Genomic DNA, 24867 nt, shown 5'->3' with positions numbered 1-24867 from the left:
CGTGTGACCGTCGGCAATCTCGCCGTCCGGCTGTTCGGCTGCGCGATCGTATTGCCCTTCTCCGATCAGGCGGCTTCAGCACTGTGCGGCTTCGCCTACAACCCGGCGCAACTCGTTGTCGACGCGCACATCGCGTTCAACTTGCTGCTCGCTGCGATCATGCTGCCGCTGCTCGATGCCTTTTCTTGGGCGATGCGCCGGCTGTTGCCGGAAGCGCCGATTCAGGGCGACGGTCCTCGCCATCTCGATCAGGCAAGTCTCGGCAATCCGGCAATGGCGCTTGCCGGTGCAGTCCGAGAGACGCTGCACATCGGCGACAGCGTGACCAGCATGCTGCAAATGAATTTGGAAGCGCTGCGCCGGAACGATACCAAGCTCTGCTCCGATATTGCTGCGATGGACGACGAGGTCGATCGCCTGAACGAACAGATCAAGCTCTATCTGTCCGAACTCAATCGGACCACCCTCGAAGGGGGAGACGAAAGACGTTCGGCCGAGATCGTCTCCTACGCCCATCAACCACGCAGACGGCGGTCTGTTCCATTGAGACATCCAGGGCTGCATACTCCGTCATGGCAGTTCTCCTTCTTGCGCTGCGGCGCTGACCGATTTCATCGACATGATCCGGTTGGGGCACTGCCGCCCGGAATGCGAGAGGCACCACCCGCGATTACGCTAAGTGGTGTAGCTGACGGCTGTGAGAGAATTTGTCGGTGTCATCTGAGTTTCTCGCTCGGCGCTACGGTTCTTTCGTTGCCACGATGAAAGTGTAGTCGCCGCAGCGAGAGGGATAATTTTCGATGACCTTCGCAATTTTTCCTGTGGCGATGTCGTTCTCGAGGCGTCGGCACCCCTCCGCAACACCGTCGCGGGGGGCTGCGTTACGAAAGCGTGTAATGCCGTGGCGAACGTCGGGGCTTAGATAGACCTCCGGTTGATGTTTCCCGCCGTAGAGAAAGTAGTCGATCATGTCTTCGGGAATGAGCCAAGTATCTACCTCGACGCGGCTGAACCCGGCTTGCCTGAGAGCATGAACGATCCTGGTAATCGGCGGCATCAGACTCTCGTTTGCGCGCATCAATTCCGGGAAGTATCCGTTGAGCCAGAAAGTATCGGTTTGAGATCGTTCCGTGGTGAAGATCACGAACGTTCCTTCCGGCTGAAGCACCCGAAACATCTCCTTCGCCGCGGCATCGAGATCGCGGAAGTGATGTACCGCTAGGCAGGAAATACCGCCTGCGAATTCTTCATCTTCAAAGGGCATTGCCTCAGCAGTTCCCAGAACAAAGTCCGCGTCAGGAGCTTTCGTCCTTGCGACCTCTAGCATCGCCCGAGAGAGGTCGAAACCAGTCATCCTCAGTCCGCGCTTCGAGAAGGCGGCGAGATAGTTTCCTGTCCCGCAACCAACATCGACGTAGCGGCCCTGAGGCGCTGGTCGGAGATGGTGCAAAAAGCTGTCGACGAGCCGCCCATCCGCGCATCTCGTAGAATCATATCCGCGGGCAACAACATCATAGGGAGCGGCGCTTTCATGCTCTGCGCGGTCGGCGAGCGATATGATCGTCCCCGTCATGAACTTCCTCCTTTCTCGAAAGCGTGCTCGGTTTCGCGCGTGATCGCGCTAGGCTGCCGCTTGTGGCCCAACATCATGGACTGCTTTTTTGTAAATTTCCTTCAGTCGACCTGACCGTATCTCACCGCCGATTTTCACTGACTCCGCCCGCACCATTTCAAGACAGGGCGCCAAAGCGGCGTTGACGACGTGAACGCCTTCCGCTTCGAGGACATGCTTGATCACGGAGCGCCCGGAATGCTTTCCGACGACATAACGCCGAGTGCCGCCAACTTCTTCAGGCTGTAACGGCTCAAACGTTTCCGCGTCCTTGAGCATGCCCTTCGCGTGAATGCCGGATTCATGGGCGAAGACATTGTTGCCCACAATTGGCTGCCAGACGGGCAGAGGCTGCTTTGTCGCCGTGCTGACAAGGTGTGCAACCTCGGTCAGCATCGTCGTGTCGAGGCCGAGATCGATGTCATAGAGCTTCTTCAGGGCCATCGTCATCTGCGCCAAGTCGGGCATACCGGCGCGCTCGCCTATCCCGTTTATGCAGACGTGAAAGTATGTTGCTCCCGCCTCGAGCCCAGCGAGGGTGTTGGCAATCGAGAGGCCGAAATCGTTGTGGCAATGGCATTGGGTCGGTATCGGGCTGACTTTCCGGACGGCACGAACTCTCGCCGCATACTTTTCCGGAGTCATTATCCCGATCGTATCAGACAACCGGAGGCGGTTGGCGCCGGCCTCCGTGACCGCCACAGCGTATTCCTGGAGGAACGGAAGCTCCGTTCGGCCGACATCTTCGGCGCTGATTGAAACGAAGACGCCTTTGTCCTTTGCAAACTTGATCAGGTCCGTCGCCTGCTGGATCAGCCATTGGCGATCGCGGCCGAGACAGCCGGCGAGATGCTTGTTTGATGTCGGAAGTCCGATATGAACCGCTGCGAAACCGAGATCGATAGTCCTTTCGATGTCTTCGCGAACGCCACGATTCCAACCGACCAGGAGAGCTTCATCCTTCCGCTCAAGCATCTCCATCAATGTGGCAACTTCGTCACCGCCCATTGCCGGTATCCCAGGCTCGATAAATTTAACGCCCAGCCGCAGCAGCATTGAAAAGATTTCAAGTTTCTGTTGCTTGGAAAATGCGCTACCCGGTGTTTGCTCACCGTCACGGAGAGTAGTGTCTTCGAGGACTACAGCATGCTTGATCATTTCAGGTTCCCTCCTGCTCTCGCGACGAAGAAACTGCAAAAGGCGTGCCAAGGGCGCAGAAATTGCGTCAGAAAAAATATTCTGCGGGTTATGCAATGGCTTCAATGAAAGTGGCAGCCACAGCGCCGTGTCGCGGATTTCACAAAACCGACAGGGTTGTCGGACGTCGGACGGTTTTCCAGGGGATGGCGCGTGAACCGGTGTGCTATGCGAGATCTCGTTCGCGCCGGCAAGAGGCGTCGTGCGGCTGGTTTCGATCACGTGATGGGCATAGATCGCACCAAAGCTGGGACCCAGGGCATCAAAACGTGCGCCGCCGTAAAGGCCGAACTGATAGCTATCAGCCTCAGCCGAGGCGGCACTTGCCGCAGAACTGATGCTGCTATTGGCATAACCGACCAGCAGGCCCAGCCGCCAATTGTCGGCAAGTGCGGCGTCAATACCGGTAAACAAGTCCGCCTATGTTGCGGTCGATGCCCTCGGCGTTGCCATCGCCGTCCTGGTTGCGCCACGAACCGTAAGCCTCACCCCACCAGGCAAGTGCTGGTACTGCGGTTCGCTTCTCGTCCGGCACAACCGCGCCAAGCGCATGCTGTGCGGCATCGGCGGCAACCTTGGCGGCGGTGCGCGCGGCCGCGGTTCCCGGGGATTTGAACAAGCTTGTCCGTTGCGCCAGCATTGGCGCCTCCTGCGTTCGCAAATTGCACTTTCAAAACGGCCGACCGTTTCCGGTCAGCTATGCGGCGCCGTTTCCGGCCTTCGGCCGCAGGTAACGTGTTTCAGCGGCAGCGAGCTCGTCATAAGCCATCAATTCGAAGAGTTCCTCCAGCGGGGCGATATCGGGCTCGATGCCGACTATGCCTCCCTCGCGAATGATGCGGTTGCAGATATCGCGCATCGCTGCGATCGCAGCACGCATATTGTGGTTTGCCCAAATCACGGTCGAAATGCCTGCAGCGCGATATTCGGCGACCGGCGTGCTGAAGTATTTCGTTGGCACGATCACGACGGGAAGGCGGTTGTGCCAGGATCGGGCAAATGCCAGGATCTCGGTCGGATCGGATTTGCGCGAATGGATGAGAATCGCGTCGGCGCCAGCTTCGGCATAGGCATGCGCGCGTTCAAGTGCCTCGTCCTGACCGTGGCCGGCAATCAGGGCTTCGATCCGCGCCACCAACACGAAGTCGGGGTCGGGGACGGTGTCCTTGACGGCACTTAAGCGGCCGCAGAACTCTTCGATGTCGGCGAGCGGATGACGACCGCCGATGAAGGAATTCATTTTCGGAAAGGCCTTGTCCTCGATACAGATGCCGCTTGCACCACGCTTGCGCAGGCGGCCGGCGACAAGGCGAGCGTTGTTGAAATTGCCGAAGCCGCTGTCGCCGTCGACGAGAATGGGAGTCCTGGCGGCGTAAGCCATGCGTTCCACCACATCGGCCACTTCGCTCCAGGATGCCTCGTTGGCATCGCGATAGCCGAGGCTCGACGAGATCGACAGGCCCGAGGCCCAAAGCCCCTTGAAACCGGCCCTTTTGGCAATGGCTGCGGAGAGCGCATCATGGGCTTCCATGAGGAAGGACGGGCTGTCATGGATGCGAATGAGGTCACGAAGGGTAGTTACGCCTTCGCTTGCTTTGCCGCCCGGATTCCGCAAGCGATGCCCCTTTTCCGATAGTACGCGGATCCGACGCAGACCTGACATGCTGCCTCCCTTCGTTCCATTGATCGCGATATCACCCCCGACATGAATATTGGTCGGCAGCTCCTGCCGCCTCGCTACGATGGTTTTCAAAACTCGTGCCAATTTTGGCTGATCGAACCGAAGAAGAAATTTTGGCGTTGCTTTTCAGCTATTTAGCCTGAGGCGCAACAAGAGATTGGCTAAACAACCCTGTGTAGCGAAGCCGACAGGAGGTATCCCGGATGGCGTTAAAAGAGACGACATCGTAACGTCATCGCGCATCGGGCATGTTGATGGCCAATGGGCTTGCGTGGCTTCGTTGATATGCTGCTCTCGATTAACCGCAGTGTCTAGCGTCGAACCGCGATGACCTGCTCGCCTCGGTACGGGCACTGAGCTATTCGGCGGAGTATTTTATGATGCTCGTCGCGCCACGCCTCAAACCATTCAAGGTTGGCATCTAGCTGCTGCAGCGCGATATCTTGCGCCGGACCGGCAAGTCGCGACCCGAGCGCCATCGGCGCGTTCATCCGTAATCCCATCGGCGCGTCCAGTCGCGCGACCTTGTTCACCAAGCCATACCTCTTAGGCAATTATTGCAATTGCGTCGCAACTGGGCTACGGCTGCGCCCATAGACTTCGACGCCCATTGCGAGCGTCGACACCGGGAGAGCCACGGGTCAGATTGTATGAATACTCCCGCGATCATAGACATTGCTCGGATTTGTAAGGAACACGGGCTTCGCCTGACGGCACCTCGCAAGGTCATCATGCAGGTTTTATTGAAATCGACTGACCATCCCGATGCCGTTGAACTGCATCGACGCGTGCGCAAAATCGACCCGGGCATTGCGATTGCAACGGTGTACCGTACCGTGAACATGCTCCGGGACAAGGGTGTACTTGAGCGTCATACATTCGCCGATGGACGTGCCCGGTACGAAACGGCTGACCATGAACACCACGATCACCTCGTCCGTGTCGACACCGGCGACGTGATCGAATTCAGATCGGACGAGATCGAACGGCTGCAGGAAGAGATCGCTCGCGCTCACGGTTTCGAGATCGTGAGCCACAGGCTTGAGATTTATGTGAAGCCGCTGAAGAAAGCGGCCAAGCGCAGCCGGCGCTGAGCACCGTCCGGGCGGCCGCGCCTGCTCCCCCAGACGCAAGGTGCAGACTGGCGAGCGGCCCGTGGTTTGGCCGCCAGCAGTTTGGTGACGCAGGATCAGACAGCCTCGCGCGCCTCGACCCTCGCGGTCTTGCGCGTGGCGTGGATGAACGCCAGCACGAAGACGATAGAGAGCAGGAGGACGATGGTCGGCGCCGGCGCACTGTCGATGAAGAAGGACAGATAGACGCCGAGGAACGAGGCGGCGACCGCCATCGCTACCGAAAGGATCAGCATGGTGCTGAACTTCCTCGTCAGCAAGAAGGCGATCGCGCCTGGCGCGATCAGCATGGCTATAGCGAGGATGATGCCGACCGCCTTGAGCGCGCCGACGACGGTAAGCGAGATCAGGCATAGAAGCCCATAATGCAGCAGGTAGACTCGCAGGCCAACCGCGCGGGCATGAGCCGGATCGAAGGCGTGTAGCAGGAAGTCACTCCACTTCACAAAGATGACGCCGGCCGTGATCGCAGCAATGGCCCCCGTCTCGATGATGTCGCTGAGCCCGATGCCCAGCATATCGCCGAACAATATGTGGTCGAGATGCACGTCCGACTGGATTTTTACATAGAGCACGAGACCGAGGCCGAACATGCCGGAGAACACAATCCCCATCACCGTGTCCTGCTTGATCCGGCTGTTGTCCTTGAGAAAGCCTGTGGCGATCGCGCAGAACATGCCAGCGACGAAGGCACCGACAGCGTATGGGAAGCCGACGATGTAGGCGACCACGACGCCGGGAAAGACGGCATGGGAGATGGCGTCGCCCATCAGCGACCAGCCCTTGAGCACGAGCAAGCAGGACAGCAGCGCCGTCGGCACCGCTACCAGGACCGAGATGATCAACGCATTGACCATGAAGCCGAATTGGAAGGGCGTGAGCAGAGTGTCGAGGATGCTCATAGCTCAGCCCCCAGTGCTTCGGCCGCGCGGCGGCGAGCCGCCAGCATGCCGTATTTAGGAGCGAGGAAGAAGGCAACGAGGAAGATCAGCGTCTGCAGCACGACGATGATGCCACCGGTCGCGCCATCGAGGAAATAGCTGGCATAGGCGCCGGCGAAGCTGGTGAGTGCTCCAATTACGACCGCGATGACGAGCCGGAAATCGATCGGTGAGCAGATAGGCCGTAGCGCCCGGCGTCACCACCATGCAGATGACGAGAAAGGCGCCGACCGTCTGCAGTGCAGCGACCGTCGAGGCCGACAGCAGTGTGAAGAACATGATCTTGAGCGCGGTTGGGTTGAGGCCGATCGAGCGCGCATGGCTCTCGTCGAAGAAGACCACCATCAGATCCTTCCACTTCACCAGCAGGACAGCGAGCGAGACGAAGCCGATGATGGCAAGTACGTATCCTCCGGCGTGATGGCAAGGATGTTGCCGAGCACGATGGTCTGGATATTCACGGACATCGGCGACAGCGACACCATGAACAGGCCGAGCCCGAAGAAGGAGGAGAAGATGAGGCCGATGATGGCATCCTCCTTGAGCTTCGTGCGCTGGCTGAGGAAGAGCATCGCCGCAGCGGCAAGTCCGCCGGAAAAGAAGGCTCCGATGGAGAACGGCAGGCCGAGCATGTAGGCGCCGGCCACGCCTGGTACGATCGCATGCGAGAGCGCGTCGCCGATCAGCGACCAGCCCTTGAGCATCAGGTAGCAGGACAGAAAGGCGCAGACTCCGCCGACGAGGGCCGAGACCCACATGGCGTTGAGCATGTATTGGTAGCCGAACGGTTCGAGCAGGACAATCATTCCCCCGGCTCCCGCATCTTGTGCTGCATCGCGCCGTTCTCGCCATAGAAGACCAGCGGTCGCTCATCGTCGGTGATGACGGCGAGGCGGCGTTTGTCGTCGTCATCGTGCAGCCCTGCTCCGCCGAGCACGAAGTGCCTGAGCACTCCACCGAAGGCCTTCTCCAGATTGGCCTGGGTGAAGGTTTCGGGCGTCGGGCCATAGGCCAGCACGGTATTCTTCAGTAGTACGGTGCGGTCACAGAATTCCGGCACGCTGCCGAGATTGTGCGTCGAGACAAGCATCACGCGGCCTTCGGCACGCAAGGAGCGAAGCAGCTCAACGATGGCGTCCTCCGTCTTGACGTCGACGCCGGTGAAAGGCTCGTCGAGCAGGATGACACGGCCATCCTGCGCCAGCGCGCGGGCAAGGAAGACGCGCTTCTTCTGCCCGCCCGAAAGCTCGCCGATCTGGCGCTTGCGGAAGTCACGCATGCCGACACGGGCGAGCGCGGCCGTAACCGCCTCGCGATCGGCTGCCTTTGGGATGCGCATCATACCCATATGACCGTAGCGGCCCATCATGACGACGTCTTCGACCAGCACCGGAAAGTTCCAGTCGACCTCCTCGGCCTGCGGCACATAGGCGACCAGATTCTTCTTGAGCGCGACGGAAGCCGGTTGCCCGAGGATAGAGATTCCGCCCCTCGCCAGCCGCACGAAACCCATGATCGCCTTGAACAGCGTCGACTTGCCGGAGCCGTTGACGCCGACCAGCGCCGTGATCGTGCCGGTCGGGATCTCGAAACTGGCGTCGCGCAGGGCGGTGTGGCCATTGCGGTAGGTCACGGTGGCATGTTTCACAGAAAGTCCCGCCTCCGCATCGCCCGATGCGGAGGCGCGATTCGCCAGGGTAGCAACATTCATTGCGAGAGCCCTTCGGTGAGCCCTCTTTCGATCGTGTCGGAGGTCACGCGCAAGAGATCGATGTAGGTCGGCACCGGACCGTCCGCCTCGCTGAGAGAATCGACATAGAGTACGCCGCCGTAGTGCGCGCCGGTTTCACGCGCAACCTGCCTGGCCGGCTTGTCCGAAACCGTGCTTTCGCTGAAGACTGCGACGATCTTGTTTTCCCTGACCGCGTCGATCACCTTGCGCACCTGCTGCGGCGTCCCCTGCTGGTCGGCGTTGATCGGCCAGAGATAGAGCTCCTTCAGACCGAAATCGCGCGCGAGATAGCTGAAGGCGCCCTCGCTCGACACCAGCCATCGCTTGTCCTGGGGGATCGTGCCGAGTTCTTCGCGGATGGGCGCGATGGCCGCCTCGATCTGCCGTTTGTAGGCCTCAGCATTGGCCTTGTAGATTTCGGCGTTCGCCGGATCGTGTTTGACGAAGGCGTCACGAATGTTGTCGACATAGATCAGCGCGTTGGTCGGCGACATCCATGCGTGCGGGTTGGGTTTGCCGGTATATGGCCCTTCCGCGATCCCCATCGGCTCAACGCCATCGGACACGACGGCGCCCGGCACGTCGTTCAGGTTCTGGAAGAACTTTTCGAACCAGAGTTCGAGGTTGAGCCCGTTCCACAGAATGAGCTGCGCGCCCTGCGCCCGCTGTATATCACCTGGCGTCGGCGCATAATTGTGGATCTCAGCGCCCGGTTTAGTGATCGATTCCACGATTGCCGCGTCACCCACCACGTTCTTCGCCATGTCGGCGATGACGGTGAAGGTCGTCACCGCCTTGAATTTCTCTTGGGCGGCGGCCGGAACCACCGTCAGCGCGGCCGCGAAGGCCGCCCCCACCATTCCGGCCAGAACCGACCGCCTTACCTCGTAAAACATTGATGACCCCTTATTGAGAATGAATTGCAATTGCACCTATAAGGAGCATCCTTCTAATTTGCAAGTGCGACTTACTTGCAGTAATGAATCGGAGGGTACCACTTGTCTGGTGGTCACGATTCATTCTTTCCCGAGGGGATGTGGTTCACACCGCCCGCCTCGAATCAGCCTTCTCCCGGTTGCGCAATTCCTGACATTGTAGGCGTAGGCTGAACCGCGACGACCAACACCGCGTTCGTTGGGCGCGCCGGCCTTGAGGGCGAGTTGTCGCTGCTTCGCTGCCACCAACGCAGCCTCACCCACAAGATAGTCCTCCTGCTTCGTCAGCGTGTACCAGATCAGCATGGCGAGCTTGGGGGCGACGGCGACCGCCGCAACCTGATGGCCGCACTTGTTGCGAATGCGCAGGAAGAAGGCTCTGAGCGGTCCGGGCGCCTTCGCCGTCGTCCGGGCGATCCTGTTCGAATGCAAGCAATTTCTCGCAAAAGGCAGCCGGCGTCCTGGCTACTCCCCCGATCATCCCCGATTTAAATCAAATCCGTCTGTGGATATTGACGATTGCGCGACCCTCACCTCGTAGACGGCTAATGCGGGCGGCTACTGAGAGGGTCATATGACAAGCGATTTTTCCGCCGCCCGAGTGCATTTAGATCGAGCGTATCACTACCTTCGTGGCGATGACCCGATGAGCCGGAGGGGGCGCGAAGCCTTGGACCTGTTAATTGAGGCGGTTGCCGTCGAAGAGTTCAAGCAGCCACACCAAAACGCGGAGGTGCTAATGTTTCCGATTGGGCGCCGCTTCTGAGGCGATCTCCATGGCCGCCACTATGAACCATGGTGAGCAAATCCTCCCAGAGCGCAAAGAAGCCCGCCCGGGCATCAAGGCCGCACGCTCGCGTAGCGAACCCCTTGCGGGTTGATCGGAGAGGTCGGGATTGGACCAAGAAATAGCCGATAGGAGCGGGGTTGGATCCTGCCATGGGAGCCAAGTGCGAATGACCTCGCCCATGGCTCTGCACCGCTCCGCAGGCAGCGAGGATCGTCATCCGCGACTTCCGGTCCTGTACGGCCGGCTAAGTTTCCTGTAGCGAGATCGCGCTGGGGATCGCAAAGAACGAAACATCGTGAGAATTCGCAAATGCCTGAAGAGATTGCCGCGTCCGAAACTGAACTCCTGGAGCTGACCGCGAACATCGTTGCCGCCTATGTCAGCAACAATCCGCTCCCGGTGTCTGAACTCGGCCGCGTGATTGCCGATACCTTTGCCGCAGTCAGCAAGCTGCAGGCAGCACCTGAGCCCCAGCTGGAAGAAAAGCGCGCGCCGGCGGTTCCGATCAAGAAATCGGTGACGCCGGATTTCATCATCTGCCTGGACGACGGCAAGAAGTTCAAATCGCTCAAGCGGCACATTGGCACGCACTATAATCTGACACCGGATGAATACCGCGCAAAGTGGGGCCTGCCCGCTGACTATCCGATGGTTGCTCCGAACTATGCGGCAACGCGTTCTCAGCTGGCGAAGGCGAGCGGCCTGGGAAGAAAGGCGGCAGCGCCTGAGCCAGTTGCTCCGCCGGCGCCGGCGAAGCGCCGCAAGATTGGCCTGAAGATCACCTGAATTCCGGAGACGGTCGCTGGTGTGGTAAGCGTGTTGTGCTTTTCACCGCTGTCCTCGCAATGGCTTCAACCCAGCACGACGTATGACGTCCGTTAGCAGCCAGGTGATCATTTCTGGCGTGTAGCGGGAACTGCCTTGCTCGTGCCAGAACAGGGCGGAGTGAGGAGCCTGCGATGCGCCGACCCGACGCCGTGCAGCCATATAGGTCCGAAGTTCGGCCATTACACTGTCGGGAAGCGGCAGGATCCGGGTCTTGAAGAACTTTGTCTGCCGAACCGTGATGGTGCCGTCGCCGAGATTAACGTCACCAAGATCAAGTTGGGTCAATTCGCCCCGCCGTAGACCCGCGCAATAAGCCAGCAACACATGGTATACATGCTCTCCTGACGAAGTGCAGCCCGCGGCGATGGATAGGAACGGGCAATGTCGAGCATCCGCCGCACGTCGGCAGATGAGTAGATATGGGGCTTTCGCCATTGCCTGGCCACTTCCTTCCGAGGTCTCGGGTCCGGTCGGGACGGGGGAATCGACGGGTCACGGTGCCGTAGGATTTTCGCGAAGGCGCGCTCGAGTTTTCGCGCTCGTACGCATGGTTGCGCGTGCCCTTCGTCGCAGCCCATTGATCGATCATCACGCTCAGCGGCTCGGTTTCCAGTTGCGGGTTCAACTGCAGGAACCGGTCGAACTGCAAGGCGCAAAATCTCGGCGCAATGGCGCCGCCCTGAACGCCCCGAAAAATCATACGCCAAGCTGCTCGGCCAGATACGAAACCGCCTCGTCGGGAGCCTCAGCCGCCGCGCAGAAATATCCGTACGCGGCGAAGAACTTCAGTTGAACCGCCAGTCCAAGCCTCGACCCGGCCGCCTTGACGTTCAAAAAGTCGATGTCGGCAAAAGAGAGGCTCCACTCCCCGGTCAACGCCTCGAGCGAAACACGCAAACCCATACCACTCCCTCCGCCAGTCAATCCCTGAAATCCCTTTATTTTCCGGGCTTTTGGCAGCGATAGGTTAGAAGGGTACTAACCAATCTGCTAACCAGTAGGGGCGACAGCGATGCCATGGGACACTGTGCTGAACGATGAACTGCTAAAATCGCATCCTCATCTGAAAGAGTTTTTGCCCTTCCTCGATACGCACAATGCCGAAAGTCCAAGAGGCGCGGTGATGGTCGCGTGTGCATATCTGGATGAGCAATTGCGGGGCATCATCGACGCATATTTGATCGAAGATTCCGACAAAGCCCTTCTGCTGGACGGCTTCAATGCGCCGCTTGGGTCGTTCTCCGCACGGATCAAAGCCGCGCATTGCCTAGGTCTGCTTTCGGACGTGGAAAGGAACGATTGCGACACGCTGCGCAAAATTCGCAACGAATTCGCTCACAGTCATCGTGTCTCATTCGATGACCGTAAAGTTGCGGACCTATGCAACAATTTGCATCACTCCGCTAAGCCGTATGGCAATGTTGAAGTGAATGCTTTTGGTCTGTTCTCGTCCGCAGCGGTCGGGCTTGCATTGGCGTTGGTCAACCGCTCCCACTATGTCGGTGTTGAGCGTTTGACCAAACGGACGTGGCGGCGCTGATCGTCCATTTCAGCGACTTTGAAAAGCCTTATGCTGCGGTCGCTTCAACGTGAGTCGCGCGATGTCTGCTAAAGAAATTCAAGATGTACTTGACCGTGAAAAGCCATGGTTCGATTTGGCACGAATGGCTCTGACGGCACTGGGATTTGCCATCGCATCGTTTGTCGGTGCAAAGTATGTGGTCACAACGAGCCAATCAGCATTCGATGCGATCATACGTATGCTGCCACTGGTTGGGCTGATAGTTTTTTCGGTGTTCCTGTTCATACGAATTATTGTTGTAGTAAATAGGATTGTTGATATCTATTTTCCGAGGGTTCAATTTGGGGATAGCTCGGCGCTAAAAAAGGCTTTCGGCTTTTTGATACTATTCTTTGTATTGTATTCGTCAAGCGGCATTATCGCCTTGACTGGTGCGGCGTTGAGCCATAAATAGGTCCACGGCGTGGCTCAAAACGAAGCTCTATGCTACATCAATTGTCATGCGAACGACCCATCTTGCGAGTATTGGTTCAACCAACCGATCATTGATTTCTTGGTCGTTTCAACGGTTTGTTCTGCCGCATTTCTAATTTCCGCAACGATGTCTTCACGCTTATTGCACCGCTGATTTGATAAACGTTCGTCACGTCAACATTGTTGTTGTTTACAGGCTGCGGAACCTTCCCGCCGTGCATCTGGACGCCTAGCGAGCCGTCTGGGCCGCGTTGAAGCGGCATGATCGCCTCCGGCCCGGCTTCGCCCATGATACCCGCGCCGTTCGCGAAGGCGAACATCGTCGGGCTTGATACAATCGAATTAGAATGGCCGCTGATACCATCGGCGAACGCGCCGCCCTTGGCCCATAGACCAGCGCCAGCCGCGAACGTGAAGGCGCTTGCACCGCCACCGCCGCCGAACAAGCCGAGAATACTTCCGAGAATGCCACCACCACCGCCACTAGCCGAGTTGACTTGAAACAGCGCGTCCAGAACGTTGTTTAGCAGCTTATCAACGATGCTATCCAACGCGTTCATTGCAGCGTTTTTGAAGCTTTCCCAAAAGCCTTCACCGCTTTTCAATCCGTTGCGAAGATCGGAGACAAAGCCGCCCATTATTTCCCGGCTAAACGCGCCGAATTCTCGCGCTGCATCCGCCGCCTTCTTTTGGCTGGCTTCCAACTCATTCGCCGCTGCGGACGCCTTGGCATAGTTGCCCGCAAGCACGTCGATTTGTGCGGCGAGTTCGGGAGTAACTTCGACACCCGCCCGTTTCGCATCGTTCAAAAGCTGTTGTTCGATCCGGGCTTTTTCTACCGCAAATCCATAATCACTGATCGCCGGGTTAAGCCCGCGTTGCGCTTCGGCTTCCGCATTGAATCAAATTGATACGAGCTTGGATTTGTTCCATGCTTCCTTTGAACAAATCATCCGGCGTTTTCTTCGTTGAAGCGCCCATCCGCGTCGAATGTGCGGCTGCTGCAAAACCGACAGCATATCGTCAACGCTGATTTCATGAGGGCAATGACTGCCCGATCTTCGGAAACACGTAAGTTTCAAGTGTCGCCGTCCACTGCGCCGAGTGTTTGGCATTGCGCCAGTTGGCGCTATGGGTTGCGATGTAGTCGCGAGCCCCGGTTTCAAAAGTGTCGCCTGCTGTGCCTTTCGAGCGGTTCGCGGGTGCCTCGCGCATTGCGAGCGGATCGATCCCGGCTTTCACTTTGTCGCGATATTCGAGCGCGACCATCTCTAGCTCTTTCAGCTTGCGTTCGCCGATAGGGACCGCATGGGCTTCCACGGTCATAACGCGGCGCTTCGCGTTGACGGTGTAGCGGATAACCCATGACGCCTTTCCGTTCTTTGCCAGCGCAAAGCACAAGCCGTTGCCGTGCGACCAGAGATTGGGTTTGCCCACCCTAATGCGGTTGCGGAGTTCGCGGTTAAGATCGTCTATTTTGCGTGCCATTTGCGGAGCGGTCCTTTGATTAGATGGGCGATGGCCATACTAACCGTTAGAAGCCGTCCGACAGATCAGTTGAATAGCTGTGGTTAAGCAAAAACCAGCGATATCAACAGGTTGGCTTCTAGCGACTAGTCACGACTAGGCCAACTTAAGGTCACTCCCTCTTCCAAGAGTGAATTCTCAAGCGCCGACGCCATACCGGTCAATCCGTTCCGGCAACGTTCCACAATTTGGCCAAAATCGCAGCTGCGGGCCGATTAGGCCATAAAGGAGTTCGGTGGAGGCGCGACGGCCGCGAAGACACGCCGGGCTCAAGACAGTTTTTCCAGCGAGTTCGCCTCAAGCGGGGTCCAGTCGTCTTCCGCCAGAGCACCGCGGCTTTCGAGCGAGCGCAGAGCCTCGGCGAAACGCTGCTCCAGCGGCGCACCCGGAGACCAGCCATAGGCATTCATGAACTGACTCGGGTCGACCGCGCAGTCGACATCCCGGAGGGAAACCACTCCCTTGGTTTTCTGTCGCCAGCCGCCGTGCCGACGCAGTGCATCTCGACCTTTCGGGCCGCGACGCGCGCCAGAAGCGCGGTCAGTTCGGCCGATGTCACCAATTCAGGATCGGCGAGATTGTAGGCGGCGAAGGCCGGCGTTGCCGCGTCCTGGGCCTAGCCAGCCACGTCGTGATGGCCGTGCCCAGATCGTCTTCGTGCAGGAACTGATACAGCGCACTGCCGGAGCCGGGCACCAGAACCGGGCGCCCGTGCCATATGCGTCGGAAAAACCAGCTTTCGCGATCGAGATCGTTGTTGGGGCCGCATATGTAAGGTGGGCAGAATGCCGCGCAGACGTGAAAGCCCGCAGTTGATATCTCTTCAACCTCGACCTTGCCGCGCCCGTATTCGGCCCATGCCGAGCCGCCACCTATCGCGTCGATTTCCCGAGCCGGGGTCGCCGCGCCGTCGGCATAAACCGCGGCGCTCGAGATCACTGCCGCCTGCTTGACCCGGCCCGCCAGGGCCGACACCATAATGCCGGCCTGCTCACTGGTATAGGCGTTGGTGTCGACCAGACAGTCGAAGCACTTGCCGTCCACAGCGGTAGCGACAGCTTTGGCGTCGTTGCGGTCGGCGGTCAGCTGTTCGACATGTCCAGCGGGCGGTTACCACGATTAAGCACGCTAACCGCCTGCCCCTCGGACAGCAAGGCGCGCACCACCGCGTGTCCGACGAAGCCAGACCCCCCCTATGACAAGCGCCCTCATGCCTTGTATTCCTCCAGGGTCGACATCGGGCCGGCAAGCGTGCGGCGGACAAGCGTCGTTTCGGCGATCTCACTGCCCATTCGGACTGAGAGCCTCAATGATCTTAGGAACAGTCGCCACCGTGGCAATTTTTCCATTCATGTAATCCAGTGAGACGCGCGCGTGCTCTTCGTCGTAGGAGCCGATGCATTCCTCTGCCAAGACGACGCGGAAGTCCCGTTGATAGGCGTCTATCGCGGCCATTCGGATACAGGCGTGAGTGTTGACGCCGCACAGAACCAATTCACCAACACCAAATTCCGCTAGGAGCTCCTCAAGTTCTGTCTTGAAGAACGCGCTGTAGCGTTTTTTGATGATTGTCGCGTCCTTTGGATGCCAATCAAGCCCGGCGTGAAGCTGGGCACCTCTCGTGCCCTCAATGGCAATAGCGACGCGTTTATCGCGCATTTCAAGAAATGCGTCGCTGAGATCGGGGCGGAACGCCTGTCGTATCCAGATCACTGGGAGATGTGACCTTCTGAAGGCACTTACTAGCCTATTGGTATTCTGAACCAGTCGGCTGACTTTGTCCGTATCCCAGCGGTCAAGATGGTCATTGAGCAGGTCGATGATGACGAGACAGCGTATGATCATCGCCATGCTATACGGAACACCGAATGCAGGTTTGTGACACTGGGCGGATTACCACTTTCCACAAACGCACAACGCTGAGCCAGCAGAGTTTCGAGGCGCAGGCGAAGTTACTGCATGGGTCCCGTGGACTCCTATGCGGTCACCGATCACGAGAGCGATCGCAGAGGATGCGATGCTGTTCATGAGTACCAAAGACTAAGGAGCAAATAGCCTAGAGCGGGAAATTGATTGCAAAGCCACGTGAGCGCGATGCAACAGAACTTTCAAATAAATTCACAAATCTTTGCCACAGGAAAATGCTGACAATGATACGCTCATCGGCAAAGTCTGAGGTCAGGCACGGCTAAGAGCTTACACCAATTTACACCATTTACGCTCAGACCGCCGCACACAGCATGCAACGGAGGGTAGCAGCATTGGCAATAAAAACGCTTAACCTGCTTGACGGCAATTCAAGGACAATCCGCAGGGCAGACCGCCGGCCTCAGTAGGTTCGTTGTTCCCGCTTCTCAGGGTAGCGAGTGGAGCCGTTCGGAGCCGCGTGTCGTACCGCAGTCACTGAGGTAAATAGCCTTGGGAAGACGGGCACAGGTGACGATCCGTGAGCCAGGAGACCTGCCATGGCGACAAGGTCCACAGGCGGCGGCCGCGGCAACTGGCGTTGTGCCTGCTTGCCACGTCTGCCTTGCATCCACGCCTTAATCATCGGGGTATGGTATGTCTATCTTGCAGAAAGTTCCTGTTGCAACGCTCGGCATGCCGCGTATCGGCCGTCGTCGAGAATTGAAGCGCGCGCTCGAAAGCTACTGGTCGCAAAAATCTGCCGCTGATGACCTTTTCGAAACGGCGCGGGCGCTGCGGGAAGCGAACTGGATCGAGCAATGCGACCGTGGCGTAACCATAATTCCCTCAAACGACTTTTCCCTCTACGATCATGTGCTGGACACAGCGGTAATGGTCGGTGCCGTGCCGGAACATTATGGCTGGAGCGAGGGGGATGTTCCCATCCCCCTCGATACTTATTTCGCTATGGCGCGAGGCCACCAAGGCGAAGCTGCGGATAGCGCGACGGCAGGCGTGGATCATGCGGTGAGAGCGATGGAGATGACGAAGTGGTTCGACACCAACTATCACTACATCGTTCCAGAGCTCGCTGATGACCAGGCCTTTGCCCTTTCCTCGGCGAAGCCGGTGGACCATTTTCTCGAAGCTAGGGCGCTGGGCATCCGTACGCGCCCGGTGATTCTTGGCCCAATTACCTTCCTCAAGCTTTCCAAGTCGTCAGCCCGAGGCTTCAACCCTATTGCTCTGCTTCCGAAGTTGCTGTCGGTCTACGAGAAACTTCTGCGGCGCCTGAAGCTCGCAGGTGCCGACTGGGTCCAAATCGATGAACCAGCGCTCGTTGTTGACCTGCTTCCAAATGAGCAGGCCGCCTTCGAATTTGCCTATGATCGGCTCTCCAAAGCTGCGCCCGATCTCAAGATCATGCTGGCTACTTATTTCGGTGCATTGGGCGACAATCTCGGGACCGCCCTTTCGCTGCCGATAGCGGGATTGCACATCGATCTTGCGTGCGCTCCCGAGCAACTGGAGCTGGTCGACCGACTTGCGCCGAAGGGCCTGGTGCTGTCGCTCGGTGTGATTGACGGCCGTAACGTCTGGCGCGCGAACCTCTCTGCCATTCTCGGCCGGGTTAAGCCTATCGTCGCGGATTGGCCGCTGGACCGAGTGGAGGTCGCTCCGTCTTGCTCCCTTTTGCATGTTCCGGTCGACCTCGAGCTGGAAACCGCACTTGATCAGGACATAAAGTCCTGGCTCGCATTCGCGACGCAAAAGATGGAAGAACTGACCGTACTCGCCAGCGCGTTGTCCGAAGGTCGAGATATGGTTGCGGCGGAGCTGAGGTCCGTGGACGACGCAGCTGTGGCCCGCGCGACCTCACCGAAGGTGCATGATCCTCTGGTCGAGAGAAAGCTTGCCGGCATCGCCGACTGCATGAAGCAGCGAAAGAGCGCTTTTGCCGAACGCACCCGGTTTCAAATCGAAAAGCTTCGCCTGCCACCTTTCCCGACGACGACCATCGGCTCCTTCCCGCAAACTCAAGAGGTGCGCGATGCGCGGGCGGCTCACGCCAAGGGACGACTTAGCTACCTCGCCTATGAATTGTTCCTGAGGAAGGAGATTGAAGAGGCAATAGGATGGCAAGAGGAAATCGGTCTCGACGTGCTGGTCCATGGCGAATTTGAACGCAACGACATGGTGCAATATTTTGCGGAGCAGCTTTCTGGTTTCGTGTTCACCCAGCACGCATGGGTGCAGAGTTACGGGTCGCGCTATGTGAGGCCGCCGATCATATTCGGCGACGTGTCGCGGCCCAATCCGATGACGGTGAAGTGGTGGGAATTCGCCCAATCGTTGACGAAGAGACCGGTGAAGGGGATGCTCACCGGACCGGTGACCATCCTCAACTGGTCTTTCGTGCGCGACGACCTTCCGCGCTCCGTAGTCTGCCGTCAGATTGCTTTGGCAATACGCGAGGAGGTGCTCGACCTTGAAAAGGCGGGCGCCCAAATAATCCAGATCGACGAAGCTGCACTGCGCGAGCGGTTGCCGCTGCGCAAATCCAACTGGGAATCCTATCTGGATTGGGCCGTCCAGTGCTTCCGTCTCGCTTCGACGGCTGTGGACGATGCGACGCAGATCCACACCCATATGTGCTATTCCGAGTTCAATGAGATCATAAATGCGATCGTGGATATGGATGCCGACGTGATCTCTATCGAGGCTTCCCGATCGCAGATGGAACTGCTCGACGCCTTTCAGGGCTTCGACTATCCCAACGAGATCGGGCCGGGAATATATGACGTCCACTCGCCGCGCGTGCCAGGATCCGACGAAATGGCGAGCTTGCTTTCGCTCGCTCGAGAGCGCCTTTCCGACCATCAGATTTGGGTCAATCCGGATTGCGGGTTGAAGACACGTCAGTGGGAGGAGGTTCGCCCTGCGTTGATCAATATGGTCGAAGCCGCGCGAAATCTGAGAAGCCTACGACGGCCAACAGCCACGAAGAACGGTCCGAAGGGGAGATCGAACAGCGTGCTAAGGCCGCGCGAAGCCACGAATGCGCATACCGCAGCCAGATCTCGCAAAGCCTGAATGCGCCGCTATCGCGCCGGTCACGGATTTCACCGCCCTCGTGGAAGAACACCGGGCGCTTAGTTGTGCGCAGCCTCGCCCTTTGATGCTGGGCCCGGCTATGTGGTCGTGAGCTCGTATTTCATCCTAATGGCGGGGCAGCCACCCTTCCTACGCATCACAACTGCGCCGGTGTTCCCCCCGATTACATGGGGTAATCGCGGGAGCGAGTTGCCCAAGTCTTAGCTATGGAAGTGGGTGGCTGTTCCCCGACAGGATGGAAATACGGGCTCACGATTCGCACCGGGCCCAGGCATCTCAGGGAGAACAGCCATGGAAGACTATATCGGCCTCGATGTTTCGATGAAGAGACAGCGGTTTCCATTCGACGTTACGGCAAGCGCGTCCGGCGTGGGAGGTGCGCCTCTGATCCAAAGGTCATTGCCGAGCTTGTCCGCAAGCGGGCGCCGGCCGCAAAGCGCGTCGTGTTCGAAACCGGCCCCTTATCCGTGTGGTTCTATCATGCGCTCCGCGCAGAGGGATTGCCTGCGATCTGCATCGATGCGCGCCATGCAAAAGCAGCGCTCGACGTGGCTGCGAACAAAACCGACGCGAATGATGCGGACGGTTTAGCGCATCTTGGGGAGGTGGGGTTCTTTCGTGAAGTGCGGGTGAAAGGCTTCGACAGCATGCTGACGCGCACGCTCGTTGCGGCGCGCACCAGGCTGGTCAGGATCACGACCGAACTCTCAAACCAGATCCGGGGGCTCATGAAGACATTCGGACTGCTTGTTCCCGCCGGCAAAGGAAGCACGTTCGAGAAGAATGTCCGCAATCTCCTTGTCGACCAGGACGGGCTCGCTCCTATCGTATTGCCGATGCTGGAAGCTTGGCGCAGCATGCGCGTTCGGGCCGCTGAACTCGGGCGTCAGCTTGTCGCTGGTGCGCGTCAAAGCCGAGCGTGTCAGATTCTCATGTCGATCCCCGGTGTCGGCGCGATCACCGCGACTTCGTTCGTGACTGCCATTGAGGAGCCGGACAACTTCAAGAAATCCCGCTCCGTCGGCGCCTGGCTTGGCCTGACGACCCGACGACACCAATCGGGAGAGGTCGACTATGATGGCCACATATCCCGACGGGGTGATTGTCATTTGCGAGGGCTTCTCTACGAAGCTGCGACGGTCATCCTGACCCGCAGCTGCGCCGACAGCAGCCTGCCAACATGGGGTCTAAAACTCCGGGAGAGGATCGGCTTCAAACGAGCCGCCGTTGCCGTAGCCCGCAAACTGGCGGTGACAATGCATGCGATGCTCAAGACCGGAGAGCTCTTCGACCGGACCGCCGGAGCGACAGCATGACAACTTGCGATAGCGTTCAGTCTCTGGGCGAGCTGAGACGTCCCTGCCGGGACGTGGGCAGAGCCATTCCGCTAGATGGGTCGCACCGCTGGCTCAGCTGAGTGCGTCGAATACATTGAAGGCTCCCCCGCGAAGCTCCATCATGCGGCAACCGATGTTGACCGCGAAGACAACCCTGCATCCGGCACACGCGTCTTAAGACGTGCAAGATACTTGACGTCAGCATTGCGATTAGACAACCCTATCTAATCGAAAGCCGGCGAAGAGTTCACCGGATGGCTGCGTAGTCCTCGACCTCACGATAGAATTTGCTCAGGGGAGATTGGAAACATTTCGCCCAAAAGCGGACGGGCCCGATCGAGACCTTCACTGATAGACCGCGATCAGTTTCTGTAGGCGCTGGGGTTGATGTCGAATACAGCGCGGAAGCACTTCGAAAAATGTGATGCCGAAACGAAGCCGCACGCGATCGCGATCTCCACCATCGGCAACTCAGTTTGCTCGATTAGGCGCTTGGCGCGGGCGAGCCTCACATGGAGATAATAGCGCCTCGGAGAGGACGACACTGAGTGCTTGAAAAGTCATTCAATCTGGCGCTGTGAGCGGCCAACGCGCTTAGCGATGTCGCGGAGAGGGAGCGGATTTTCAACGTGCTCCTCCATGATACAGATCACTTCCGCCAGTGCTTTGCCGATGCCGGTCGCATCAGCGCTTAAGGTCCATTGTCTGTCTGAAGCCGAGCGCCAGTGCGAGGCGATCGTATGTCTACAAACCGCCAATGCGGCCTCTTCGCCGAGATGTTCGCCGATCAACTCCATCACGAAGTCGAAGGACGCGAACTCCCTGCACAGGTAGCGAGACGAGCATTTCGAACAAAGAGTCGGTCAGTCACCTGAACGTGACTAAACGTTTCAGAGAGGGCGGCGCGCTTGTCCCAATGGATCGTGCACGCCGTATCGTCGAGCATGCCGCTTTCCGCCAATAGCCAAGTCGCGGTGCCTAGCGCGGCTATTGGAACGCCGTGTCTTCCGCACAGGCGAAGAACACGGAGCAGAGAAGCCGACGTCTGCTTCTCCACTCGATCGCCGGCGCAAACGATCACCATGTTTGGGCGCTTGCCGGCGTGCAGGCTTTGCCCCGTGCTCGCGAAGTCCGTGCTGGCCGACAGGGAGAGGCCACTGGCGCACTCGACTGGATTGCCATCCAGGCTCGCGATGGCCCACTCGAAGGAGGCCCGGCCGGAGACTGAGTCCGCAAGCCGGAGGGGATCTACAAAAGATGAAAGGGTGAGTTGCGAGAATCCGGGAAGCGCCAGGATGACCAGTCGATACGCCTCCACATCCGCCCCCTTGGCACTCGCCCAGGGTCCCGACGAACGTCGCGAGCTCGATCCACCGCCAAAAATGGTGCATTCATTCGGTCATATCCTCCCTAACGGGTCCTCGACATGCGCTGGCCGATCTATCGGCTTGCGCGGCCGAGACTGGCGGCGCAGCCGTCAGTTGGCAGTGTCATGCTTGCGCTTCATGAAGTCCTTGGCGGTTTCGACCGCCACGGCAGCGTCGCGGCAATAGGCGTCGGCGCCGACTGCCTTGCCGAACTCCTCGTTGAGCGGCGCGCCGCCAACCAGCACGACATAGTAGTCGCGGATGCCCTTTTCCTTCATCGTGTCGATGACGACCTTCATATAGGGCATGGTGGTGATCAAAAGCGCCGACATGCCGATGATGTCGGGCTGGTGCTTTTCGATGGCGTTGAGGTATTTTTCGACCGCATTGTTGATGCCGAGGTCGATGACGTCGAAGCCGGCACCTTCCATCATCATCCCGACGAGGTTCTTGCCGATGTCGTGGATGTCGCCCTTGACGGTGCCGATCACCATCTTGCCCTGCTTCGGCGCGACGGTGGCGGCAAGCAGCGGGCGCAGGATCCCGATGCCGGCCTTCATGGCGTTGGCCGACAGCAGCACTTCCGGCACGAAGAGAATGCCGTCTCCGAAACCCTCGCCGACGATGCGCATGCCTTCGACCAGCGCTTCGGTCAGCACCGTGTAGGGCTGCCAGCCGCGATCGAGAAGGATCCGGGTGCCTTCCTCGATCTCTTCCTTCAGACCGTCATAAAGGTCGTCGTGCATCTGCTGCACGAGTTCGTCGTCGGAAAGCTTAGAAAGGATGACGTTTTCGCCGGACATGATGGGGTCGTGCCGCACAACTTGACGAAAGGTCGGTACCGCCGCGTGGCGGGTACCGACTAGACTAGGCTTCCGGTGAGCCTTGGGAGTTGATCCGGCGACGGGCTGGCCTTGCGCCCGACAATCTTGGTGAATGCCTGCTTGTATCGAACCTGGAGGATGTCGCATCCCCAGGAACCTCCTCTAGTTGTCGGACGCAAGACGCGGCAATTGCGAAGCCGCGGTATGCCCGCTCCGAACGCTATGCCGATGCCAGAAGGGATCGGCTGCCGTATGAGCTTGCCTATGCGTCCAGCCAGACGTTTTGAAGATCGATCTCGTAGGTCTGGTGCATGCCGTAGTTCTTCAGCTTCTTGCTCATATGGCAGTAAAGCTTCTGCCAGTACGGCTGGATTATGATACCGGAATCCTGCAGGATCTGCTCGACGTCCTTCATGACCTCCTTACGCTTGCCGGGGTCGCTGATCGAAAGAGCCTCTTTCAACTTGGCGTCGAACTCGGGATTGGCGTACCCGGTCTCGTTCCAGGCTTCGCCCGAGCGATAAGCCAGAGCGAGCGTCTGGACTGCCAGCGGACGCATGTACCAAATCGTGAGCGAATAAGGATATTTCGACCAGTCGTTCCAGAACGTCGAGCCAGGCAATACCGTTCGCTTCACCTTGATGCCGGCTTCCCGTAGCTGACCGGCAATCGCATCCCCTGTGGCCTTCTGCCAGTCGTCCTCGATGGTGATCAGTTCGTGCTCGTAATCGGCCTGTCCGGCTTTCGCCATCAGCTTCTTGGCGCCGGCGGCGTCACGTGCCTTTTTTGGAAGCGGGAAATACTCGGGCTGAATCGGACTGACGTGGTGATTCTCCCCGACCGTGCCGCGACCGTTGTAGCCGAGCTGCAGCACGGCGTTATTGTCGACCGCCATCTGCAGGGCGTTGCGCACTCTTTTGTCGTCATACGGTTTGTGCGCGACGTTAGTGCGCGCAACAACAGTGGTCGCCGTCGCCACCTCGGACTTGACCAAGCCCATCTTGTCGAGTGCATCGATATAGTCGGACGGGGTCTCGTAATCCAAATCGATTTCGCCGGAGTCGAACGCCGAGATCGTTGCGGTGAAATCCTGGCCGTAGTCGATGAACTGTACGCCGTCGAGCGGCGCTTCTCCACCCCACCATTTGCCATTCTCGCGTCGCTTGACGACCGCTTTCTGGCCGACATCGTAGGAAACAAGTTCGAATGGTCCCGTACCGATCGGCTTCTTGACCGGATCGGCGCCGTCCTTGTCGAAGTTGCGATGCACGACGAGAGCCGGGTAGTCCGTGAAGCCAGGGATGATTGCGATGTCTGGCTCGTTCAGCTTCAGCTTGACCGTGTGATCATCGACCTTCGTGATCGCGCCATCCTTCGCCCTGCCCGTCTTGTCGTCGATCAGAGAGCCCATGCGCGCTGCCATGGAGTTGCCGGCAACCCCCTTTTCGCACCACCGGGTGATGTTGAAGACGACGTCGGCGGCGTTGAAGGCATCGCCGTTGTTCCAGGTCACTCCCTTGCGTACGTGCAGCACGTACTCGGTGGCATCGTGGTTCACGTCCCAGCTCTCGAGCAGAACCGGCTCGAAGGTGAACTGACGCGTATAGCGGACGAGAGGCTCCAGCCAACAGCGGGAGACGTTCGCCATCTCTCCCCAATCGTACGTGCGCGGGTCCTTCTGCCCCTTGACGGACATAGCCACGCGCAGGGTTCCGCCCTTCTTCGGCTCTCCAGCGAAGGCCGGCTGCGGCAAAGCAAGGCCCGCCATGCCGTAGGCCATGCCGGCCGATGCGCCGAACACGCTCGCGATTGCAAGGAACTCGCGCCGGTCCATCCGGCCCTCGCGAGCGTCCTTGGCCATTTCTTCGACGGACGCAGGAACGCGCCCGCCATTCGACGTAAAGTATTTCATGCACTCCTCCTGTTCTTGTTCCCATTCACAGTC

The 24867-nt window shown here is 58.7% G+C and carries 26 protein-coding genes, 4 pseudogenes and 1 riboswitch; of the genes and pseudogenes, 8 read left to right on the top strand and 22 right to left on the bottom strand.

Annotation, left to right across the window (positions count from 1 at the left end):
* Positions 1–3: 3 nt before the first annotated feature.
* The gene (locus CIT26_RS37765; RefSeq protein ID WP_245319491.1) at positions 4–765 is read left to right on the top strand and encodes a PhoU domain-containing protein; all 762 of its coding nucleotides are present in this window, start codon (positions 4–6) and stop codon (positions 763–765) included.
* Here the strand turns inward: CIT26_RS37765 and CIT26_RS20320 are convergent.
* The 5 genes from CIT26_RS20320 to CIT26_RS20300 form a co-directional block, all read right to left on the bottom strand.
* Complete coding sequence (locus CIT26_RS20320) at positions 740–1573, bottom strand: class I SAM-dependent methyltransferase (protein WP_095494239.1); 834 nt, start codon at positions 1571–1573, stop codon at positions 740–742. The two genes, CIT26_RS37765 and CIT26_RS20320, sit on opposite strands and share 26 nt — an antisense overlap.
* A 48-nt stretch (positions 1574–1621) precedes the next feature.
* Entirely contained in the window at positions 1622–3223 is a 1602-nt protein-coding gene (locus CIT26_RS20315) for a homocitrate synthase/isopropylmalate synthase family protein (RefSeq protein ID WP_095494238.1), read from the bottom strand.
* Entirely contained in the window at positions 3207–3449 is a 243-nt protein-coding gene (locus CIT26_RS20310; RefSeq protein ID WP_095494237.1) for a hypothetical protein, read from the bottom strand. Before CIT26_RS20310 ends, CIT26_RS20315 begins: the two co-directional genes overlap by 17 nt.
* A 57-nt stretch (positions 3450–3506) precedes the next feature.
* The gene (aepX, locus tag CIT26_RS20305) at positions 3507–4340 is read right to left on the bottom strand and encodes a phosphoenolpyruvate mutase (RefSeq protein ID WP_245319499.1); all 834 of its coding nucleotides are present in this window, start codon (positions 4338–4340) and stop codon (positions 3507–3509) included.
* Positions 4341–4801: 461 nt separating this feature from the next.
* Positions 4802–5026 carry a hypothetical protein gene (locus CIT26_RS20300; protein ID WP_143747878.1) on the bottom strand — a complete coding sequence of 75 codons (225 nt, stop codon included), beginning with the start codon at positions 5024–5026 and terminating at the stop codon, positions 4802–4804.
* A 114-nt stretch (positions 5027–5140) separates the two neighbouring features.
* On the opposite strand from CIT26_RS20300, the gene CIT26_RS20295 reads away from it, so the two are divergent.
* Complete coding sequence (locus CIT26_RS20295; RefSeq protein ID WP_095494235.1) at positions 5141–5584, top strand: Fur family transcriptional regulator; 444 nt, start codon at positions 5141–5143, stop codon at positions 5582–5584.
* Between the two features lie 95 nt (positions 5585–5679).
* Here CIT26_RS20295 and CIT26_RS20290 read toward each other — a convergent pair whose 3' ends face one another.
* The 5 genes and pseudogenes from CIT26_RS20290 to CIT26_RS20270 form a co-directional block, all read right to left on the bottom strand.
* Positions 5680–6525 (bottom strand): metal ABC transporter permease, encoded by an 846-nt coding sequence (locus CIT26_RS20290; RefSeq protein ID WP_095494234.1) that lies wholly within the window; start codon positions 6523–6525, stop codon positions 5680–5682.
* Positions 6522–7370, bottom strand: a pseudogene (locus tag CIT26_RS20285) (metal ABC transporter permease). The gene CIT26_RS20290 and the pseudogene CIT26_RS20285 overlap by 4 nt, the downstream one beginning before the upstream one ends.
* Entirely contained in the window at positions 7367–8275 is a 909-nt protein-coding gene (locus CIT26_RS20280) for a manganese/iron ABC transporter ATP-binding protein (RefSeq protein WP_095494233.1), read from the bottom strand. Before CIT26_RS20280 ends, CIT26_RS20285 begins: the two are co-directional and overlap by 4 nt.
* On the bottom strand, positions 8272–9192 hold the full coding sequence (locus CIT26_RS20275; protein ID WP_095494232.1) for a metal ABC transporter substrate-binding protein: 921 nt from the start codon (positions 9190–9192) through the stop codon (positions 8272–8274). Before CIT26_RS20275 ends, CIT26_RS20280 begins: the two co-directional genes overlap by 4 nt.
* A 120-nt stretch (positions 9193–9312) precedes the next feature.
* Positions 9313–9663: a hypothetical protein gene (locus CIT26_RS20270; protein WP_095494231.1), complete on the bottom strand. Its 351-nt coding sequence runs from the start codon at positions 9661–9663 to the stop codon at positions 9313–9315.
* A gap of 142 nt (positions 9664–9805) precedes the next feature.
* Between CIT26_RS20270 and CIT26_RS37760 the strand changes: the two genes are divergently transcribed.
* Together CIT26_RS37760 and CIT26_RS20260 are read left to right on the top strand one after the other, a co-directional pair.
* Entirely contained in the window at positions 9806–9997 is a 192-nt protein-coding gene (locus CIT26_RS37760) for a hypothetical protein (protein ID WP_095494230.1), read from the top strand.
* 333 nt (positions 9998–10330) lie between these two features.
* Positions 10331–10807, top strand: coding sequence for a Ros/MucR family transcriptional regulator (locus CIT26_RS20260; protein ID WP_095494229.1), 477 nt, complete (start codon positions 10331–10333; stop codon positions 10805–10807).
* Between the two features lie 42 nt (positions 10808–10849).
* Here CIT26_RS20260 and CIT26_RS37755 read toward each other — a convergent pair whose 3' ends face one another.
* On the bottom strand, positions 10850–11134 hold the full coding sequence (locus CIT26_RS37755; protein ID WP_245319490.1) for a site-specific integrase: 285 nt from the start codon (positions 11132–11134) through the stop codon (positions 10850–10852).
* Positions 11135–11545: 411 nt separating this feature from the next.
* Positions 11546–11752, bottom strand: a complete 207-nt coding sequence (locus CIT26_RS20250) for a DUF4158 domain-containing protein (protein WP_095494228.1) — start codon at positions 11750–11752, stop codon at positions 11546–11548.
* Between the two features lie 109 nt (positions 11753–11861).
* On the opposite strand from CIT26_RS20250, the gene CIT26_RS20245 reads away from it, so the two are divergent.
* Positions 11862–12389, top strand: coding sequence for a transcriptional regulator (locus tag CIT26_RS20245; RefSeq protein ID WP_095494227.1), 528 nt, complete (start codon positions 11862–11864; stop codon positions 12387–12389).
* Positions 12390–12450: 61 nt separating this feature from the next.
* On the top strand, positions 12451–12825 hold the full coding sequence (locus tag CIT26_RS20240; RefSeq protein WP_143747877.1) for a hypothetical protein: 375 nt from the start codon (positions 12451–12453) through the stop codon (positions 12823–12825).
* Between the two features lie 88 nt (positions 12826–12913).
* On the opposite strand, the gene CIT26_RS37115 is transcribed toward CIT26_RS20240, so the two are convergent.
* The 5 genes from CIT26_RS37115 to CIT26_RS20215 all read right to left on the bottom strand — a co-directional run bounded on the left by CIT26_RS37115 (position 12914) and on the right by CIT26_RS20215 (position 16223).
* The gene (locus tag CIT26_RS37115) at positions 12914–13654 is read right to left on the bottom strand and encodes a phage tail tape measure protein (RefSeq protein ID WP_206072786.1); all 741 of its coding nucleotides are present in this window, start codon (positions 13652–13654) and stop codon (positions 12914–12916) included.
* A gap of 226 nt (positions 13655–13880) precedes the next feature.
* Entirely contained in the window at positions 13881–14333 is a 453-nt protein-coding gene (locus CIT26_RS37750; RefSeq protein ID WP_095494225.1) for an Arm DNA-binding domain-containing protein, read from the bottom strand.
* Positions 14334–14641: 308 nt separating this feature from the next.
* On the bottom strand, positions 14642–14830 hold the full coding sequence (locus CIT26_RS20225; RefSeq protein ID WP_095494224.1) for a hypothetical protein: 189 nt from the start codon (positions 14828–14830) through the stop codon (positions 14642–14644).
* Between the two features lie 97 nt (positions 14831–14927).
* Complete coding sequence (locus CIT26_RS20220) at positions 14928–15416, bottom strand: NAD-dependent epimerase/dehydratase family protein (RefSeq protein WP_095494223.1); 489 nt, start codon at positions 15414–15416, stop codon at positions 14928–14930.
* Between the two features lie 237 nt (positions 15417–15653).
* Positions 15654–16223 (bottom strand): cysteine hydrolase family protein, encoded by a 570-nt coding sequence (locus CIT26_RS20215; protein ID WP_245319489.1) that lies wholly within the window; start codon positions 16221–16223, stop codon positions 15654–15656.
* A 394-nt stretch (positions 16224–16617) separates the two neighbouring features.
* Positions 16618–16854, top strand: a riboswitch (cobalamin riboswitch).
* Between the two features lie 80 nt (positions 16855–16934).
* Here CIT26_RS20215 and metE point away from each other — a divergent pair.
* Both metE and CIT26_RS20205 read left to right on the top strand, forming a co-directional pair.
* Positions 16935–19259 (top strand): annotated as a pseudogene (metE, locus tag CIT26_RS20210) (5-methyltetrahydropteroyltriglutamate--homocysteine S-methyltransferase); the annotation flags it as partial.
* Between the two features lie 426 nt (positions 19260–19685).
* A pseudogene (locus CIT26_RS20205) lies at positions 19686–20710 on the top strand (IS110 family RNA-guided transposase).
* A gap of 383 nt (positions 20711–21093) precedes the next feature.
* Here the strand turns inward: CIT26_RS20205 and CIT26_RS38875 are convergent.
* From CIT26_RS38875 to CIT26_RS20180, 5 genes and pseudogenes are all read right to left on the bottom strand, one after another.
* Positions 21094–21279: pseudogene (locus CIT26_RS38875) on the bottom strand (helix-turn-helix domain-containing protein); the annotation flags it as partial.
* Positions 21280–21291: 12 nt separating this feature from the next.
* A complete protein-coding gene (locus tag CIT26_RS20195; protein WP_095494220.1) occupies positions 21292–21528 on the bottom strand; it encodes a helix-turn-helix domain-containing protein in 237 nt (78 codons plus the stop codon).
* Positions 21528–22049 (bottom strand): AraC family transcriptional regulator, encoded by a 522-nt coding sequence (locus CIT26_RS38870; RefSeq protein ID WP_167391480.1) that lies wholly within the window; start codon positions 22047–22049, stop codon positions 21528–21530. Before CIT26_RS38870 ends, CIT26_RS20195 begins: the two co-directional genes overlap by 1 nt.
* Before the next feature lie 159 nt (positions 22050–22208).
* Positions 22209–22901, bottom strand: a complete 693-nt coding sequence (locus CIT26_RS20185; RefSeq protein WP_095494218.1) for a corrinoid protein — start codon at positions 22899–22901, stop codon at positions 22209–22211.
* Between the two features lie 283 nt (positions 22902–23184).
* A complete protein-coding gene (locus tag CIT26_RS20180; RefSeq protein ID WP_095494217.1) occupies positions 23185–24834 on the bottom strand; it encodes an ABC transporter substrate-binding protein in 1650 nt (549 codons plus the stop codon).
* Between the last annotated feature and the right edge of the window lie 33 nt (positions 24835–24867).

The organism is Mesorhizobium temperatum, assembly GCF_002284575.1.
In the GTDB taxonomy this organism is placed as follows: Bacteria; Pseudomonadota; Alphaproteobacteria; order Rhizobiales; family Rhizobiaceae; genus Mesorhizobium; species Mesorhizobium temperatum.
The sequence above is the reverse complement of the archived record's forward strand: the minus strand, read 5'-3'. Positions and strand labels throughout refer to the sequence as shown.

Coding starts and splice junctions, on each gene's coding strand:
- CIT26_RS20280 (WP_095494233.1), bottom strand. CDS start 8,275: ATGAATGTTGCTACCCTGGCGAATCGCGCCTCCGCATCGGGCGATGCG.
- CIT26_RS20240 (WP_143747877.1), top strand. CDS start 12,451: ATGTCTGCTAAAGAAATTCAAGATGTACTTGACCGTGAAAAGCCATGG.
- CIT26_RS20195 (WP_095494220.1), bottom strand. CDS start 21,528: ATGGAGTTGATCGGCGAACATCTCGGCGAAGAGGCCGCATTGGCGGTT.
- CIT26_RS20180 (WP_095494217.1), bottom strand. CDS start 24,834: ATGAAATACTTTACGTCGAATGGCGGGCGCGTTCCTGCGTCCGTCGAA.
- CIT26_RS20245 (WP_095494227.1), top strand. CDS start 11,862: ATGCCATGGGACACTGTGCTGAACGATGAACTGCTAAAATCGCATCCT.
- CIT26_RS20295 (WP_095494235.1), top strand. CDS start 5,141: ATGAATACTCCCGCGATCATAGACATTGCTCGGATTTGTAAGGAACAC.
- CIT26_RS37760 (WP_095494230.1), top strand. CDS start 9,806: ATGACAAGCGATTTTTCCGCCGCCCGAGTGCATTTAGATCGAGCGTAT.
- CIT26_RS20320 (WP_095494239.1), bottom strand. CDS start 1,573: ATGACGGGGACGATCATATCGCTCGCCGACCGCGCAGAGCATGAAAGC.
- CIT26_RS20275 (WP_095494232.1), bottom strand. CDS start 9,192: ATGTTTTACGAGGTAAGGCGGTCGGTTCTGGCCGGAATGGTGGGGGCG.
- CIT26_RS20215 (WP_245319489.1), bottom strand. CDS start 16,223: ATGGCGATGATCATACGCTGTCTCGTCATCATCGACCTGCTCAATGAC.
- CIT26_RS20310 (WP_095494237.1), bottom strand. CDS start 3,449: ATGCTGGCGCAACGGACAAGCTTGTTCAAATCCCCGGGAACCGCGGCC.
- CIT26_RS20260 (WP_095494229.1), top strand. CDS start 10,331: ATGCCTGAAGAGATTGCCGCGTCCGAAACTGAACTCCTGGAGCTGACC.
- aepX (WP_245319499.1), bottom strand. CDS start 4,340: ATGGAAGCCCATGATGCGCTCTCCGCAGCCATTGCCAAAAGGGCCGGT.
- CIT26_RS20185 (WP_095494218.1), bottom strand. CDS start 22,901: ATGTCCGGCGAAAACGTCATCCTTTCTAAGCTTTCCGACGACGAACTC.
- CIT26_RS20250 (WP_095494228.1), bottom strand. CDS start 11,752: ATGGGTTTGCGTGTTTCGCTCGAGGCGTTGACCGGGGAGTGGAGCCTC.
- CIT26_RS20290 (WP_095494234.1), bottom strand. CDS start 6,525: ATGAGCATCCTCGACACTCTGCTCACGCCCTTCCAATTCGGCTTCATG.
- CIT26_RS37750 (WP_095494225.1), bottom strand. CDS start 14,333: ATGGCACGCAAAATAGACGATCTTAACCGCGAACTCCGCAACCGCATT.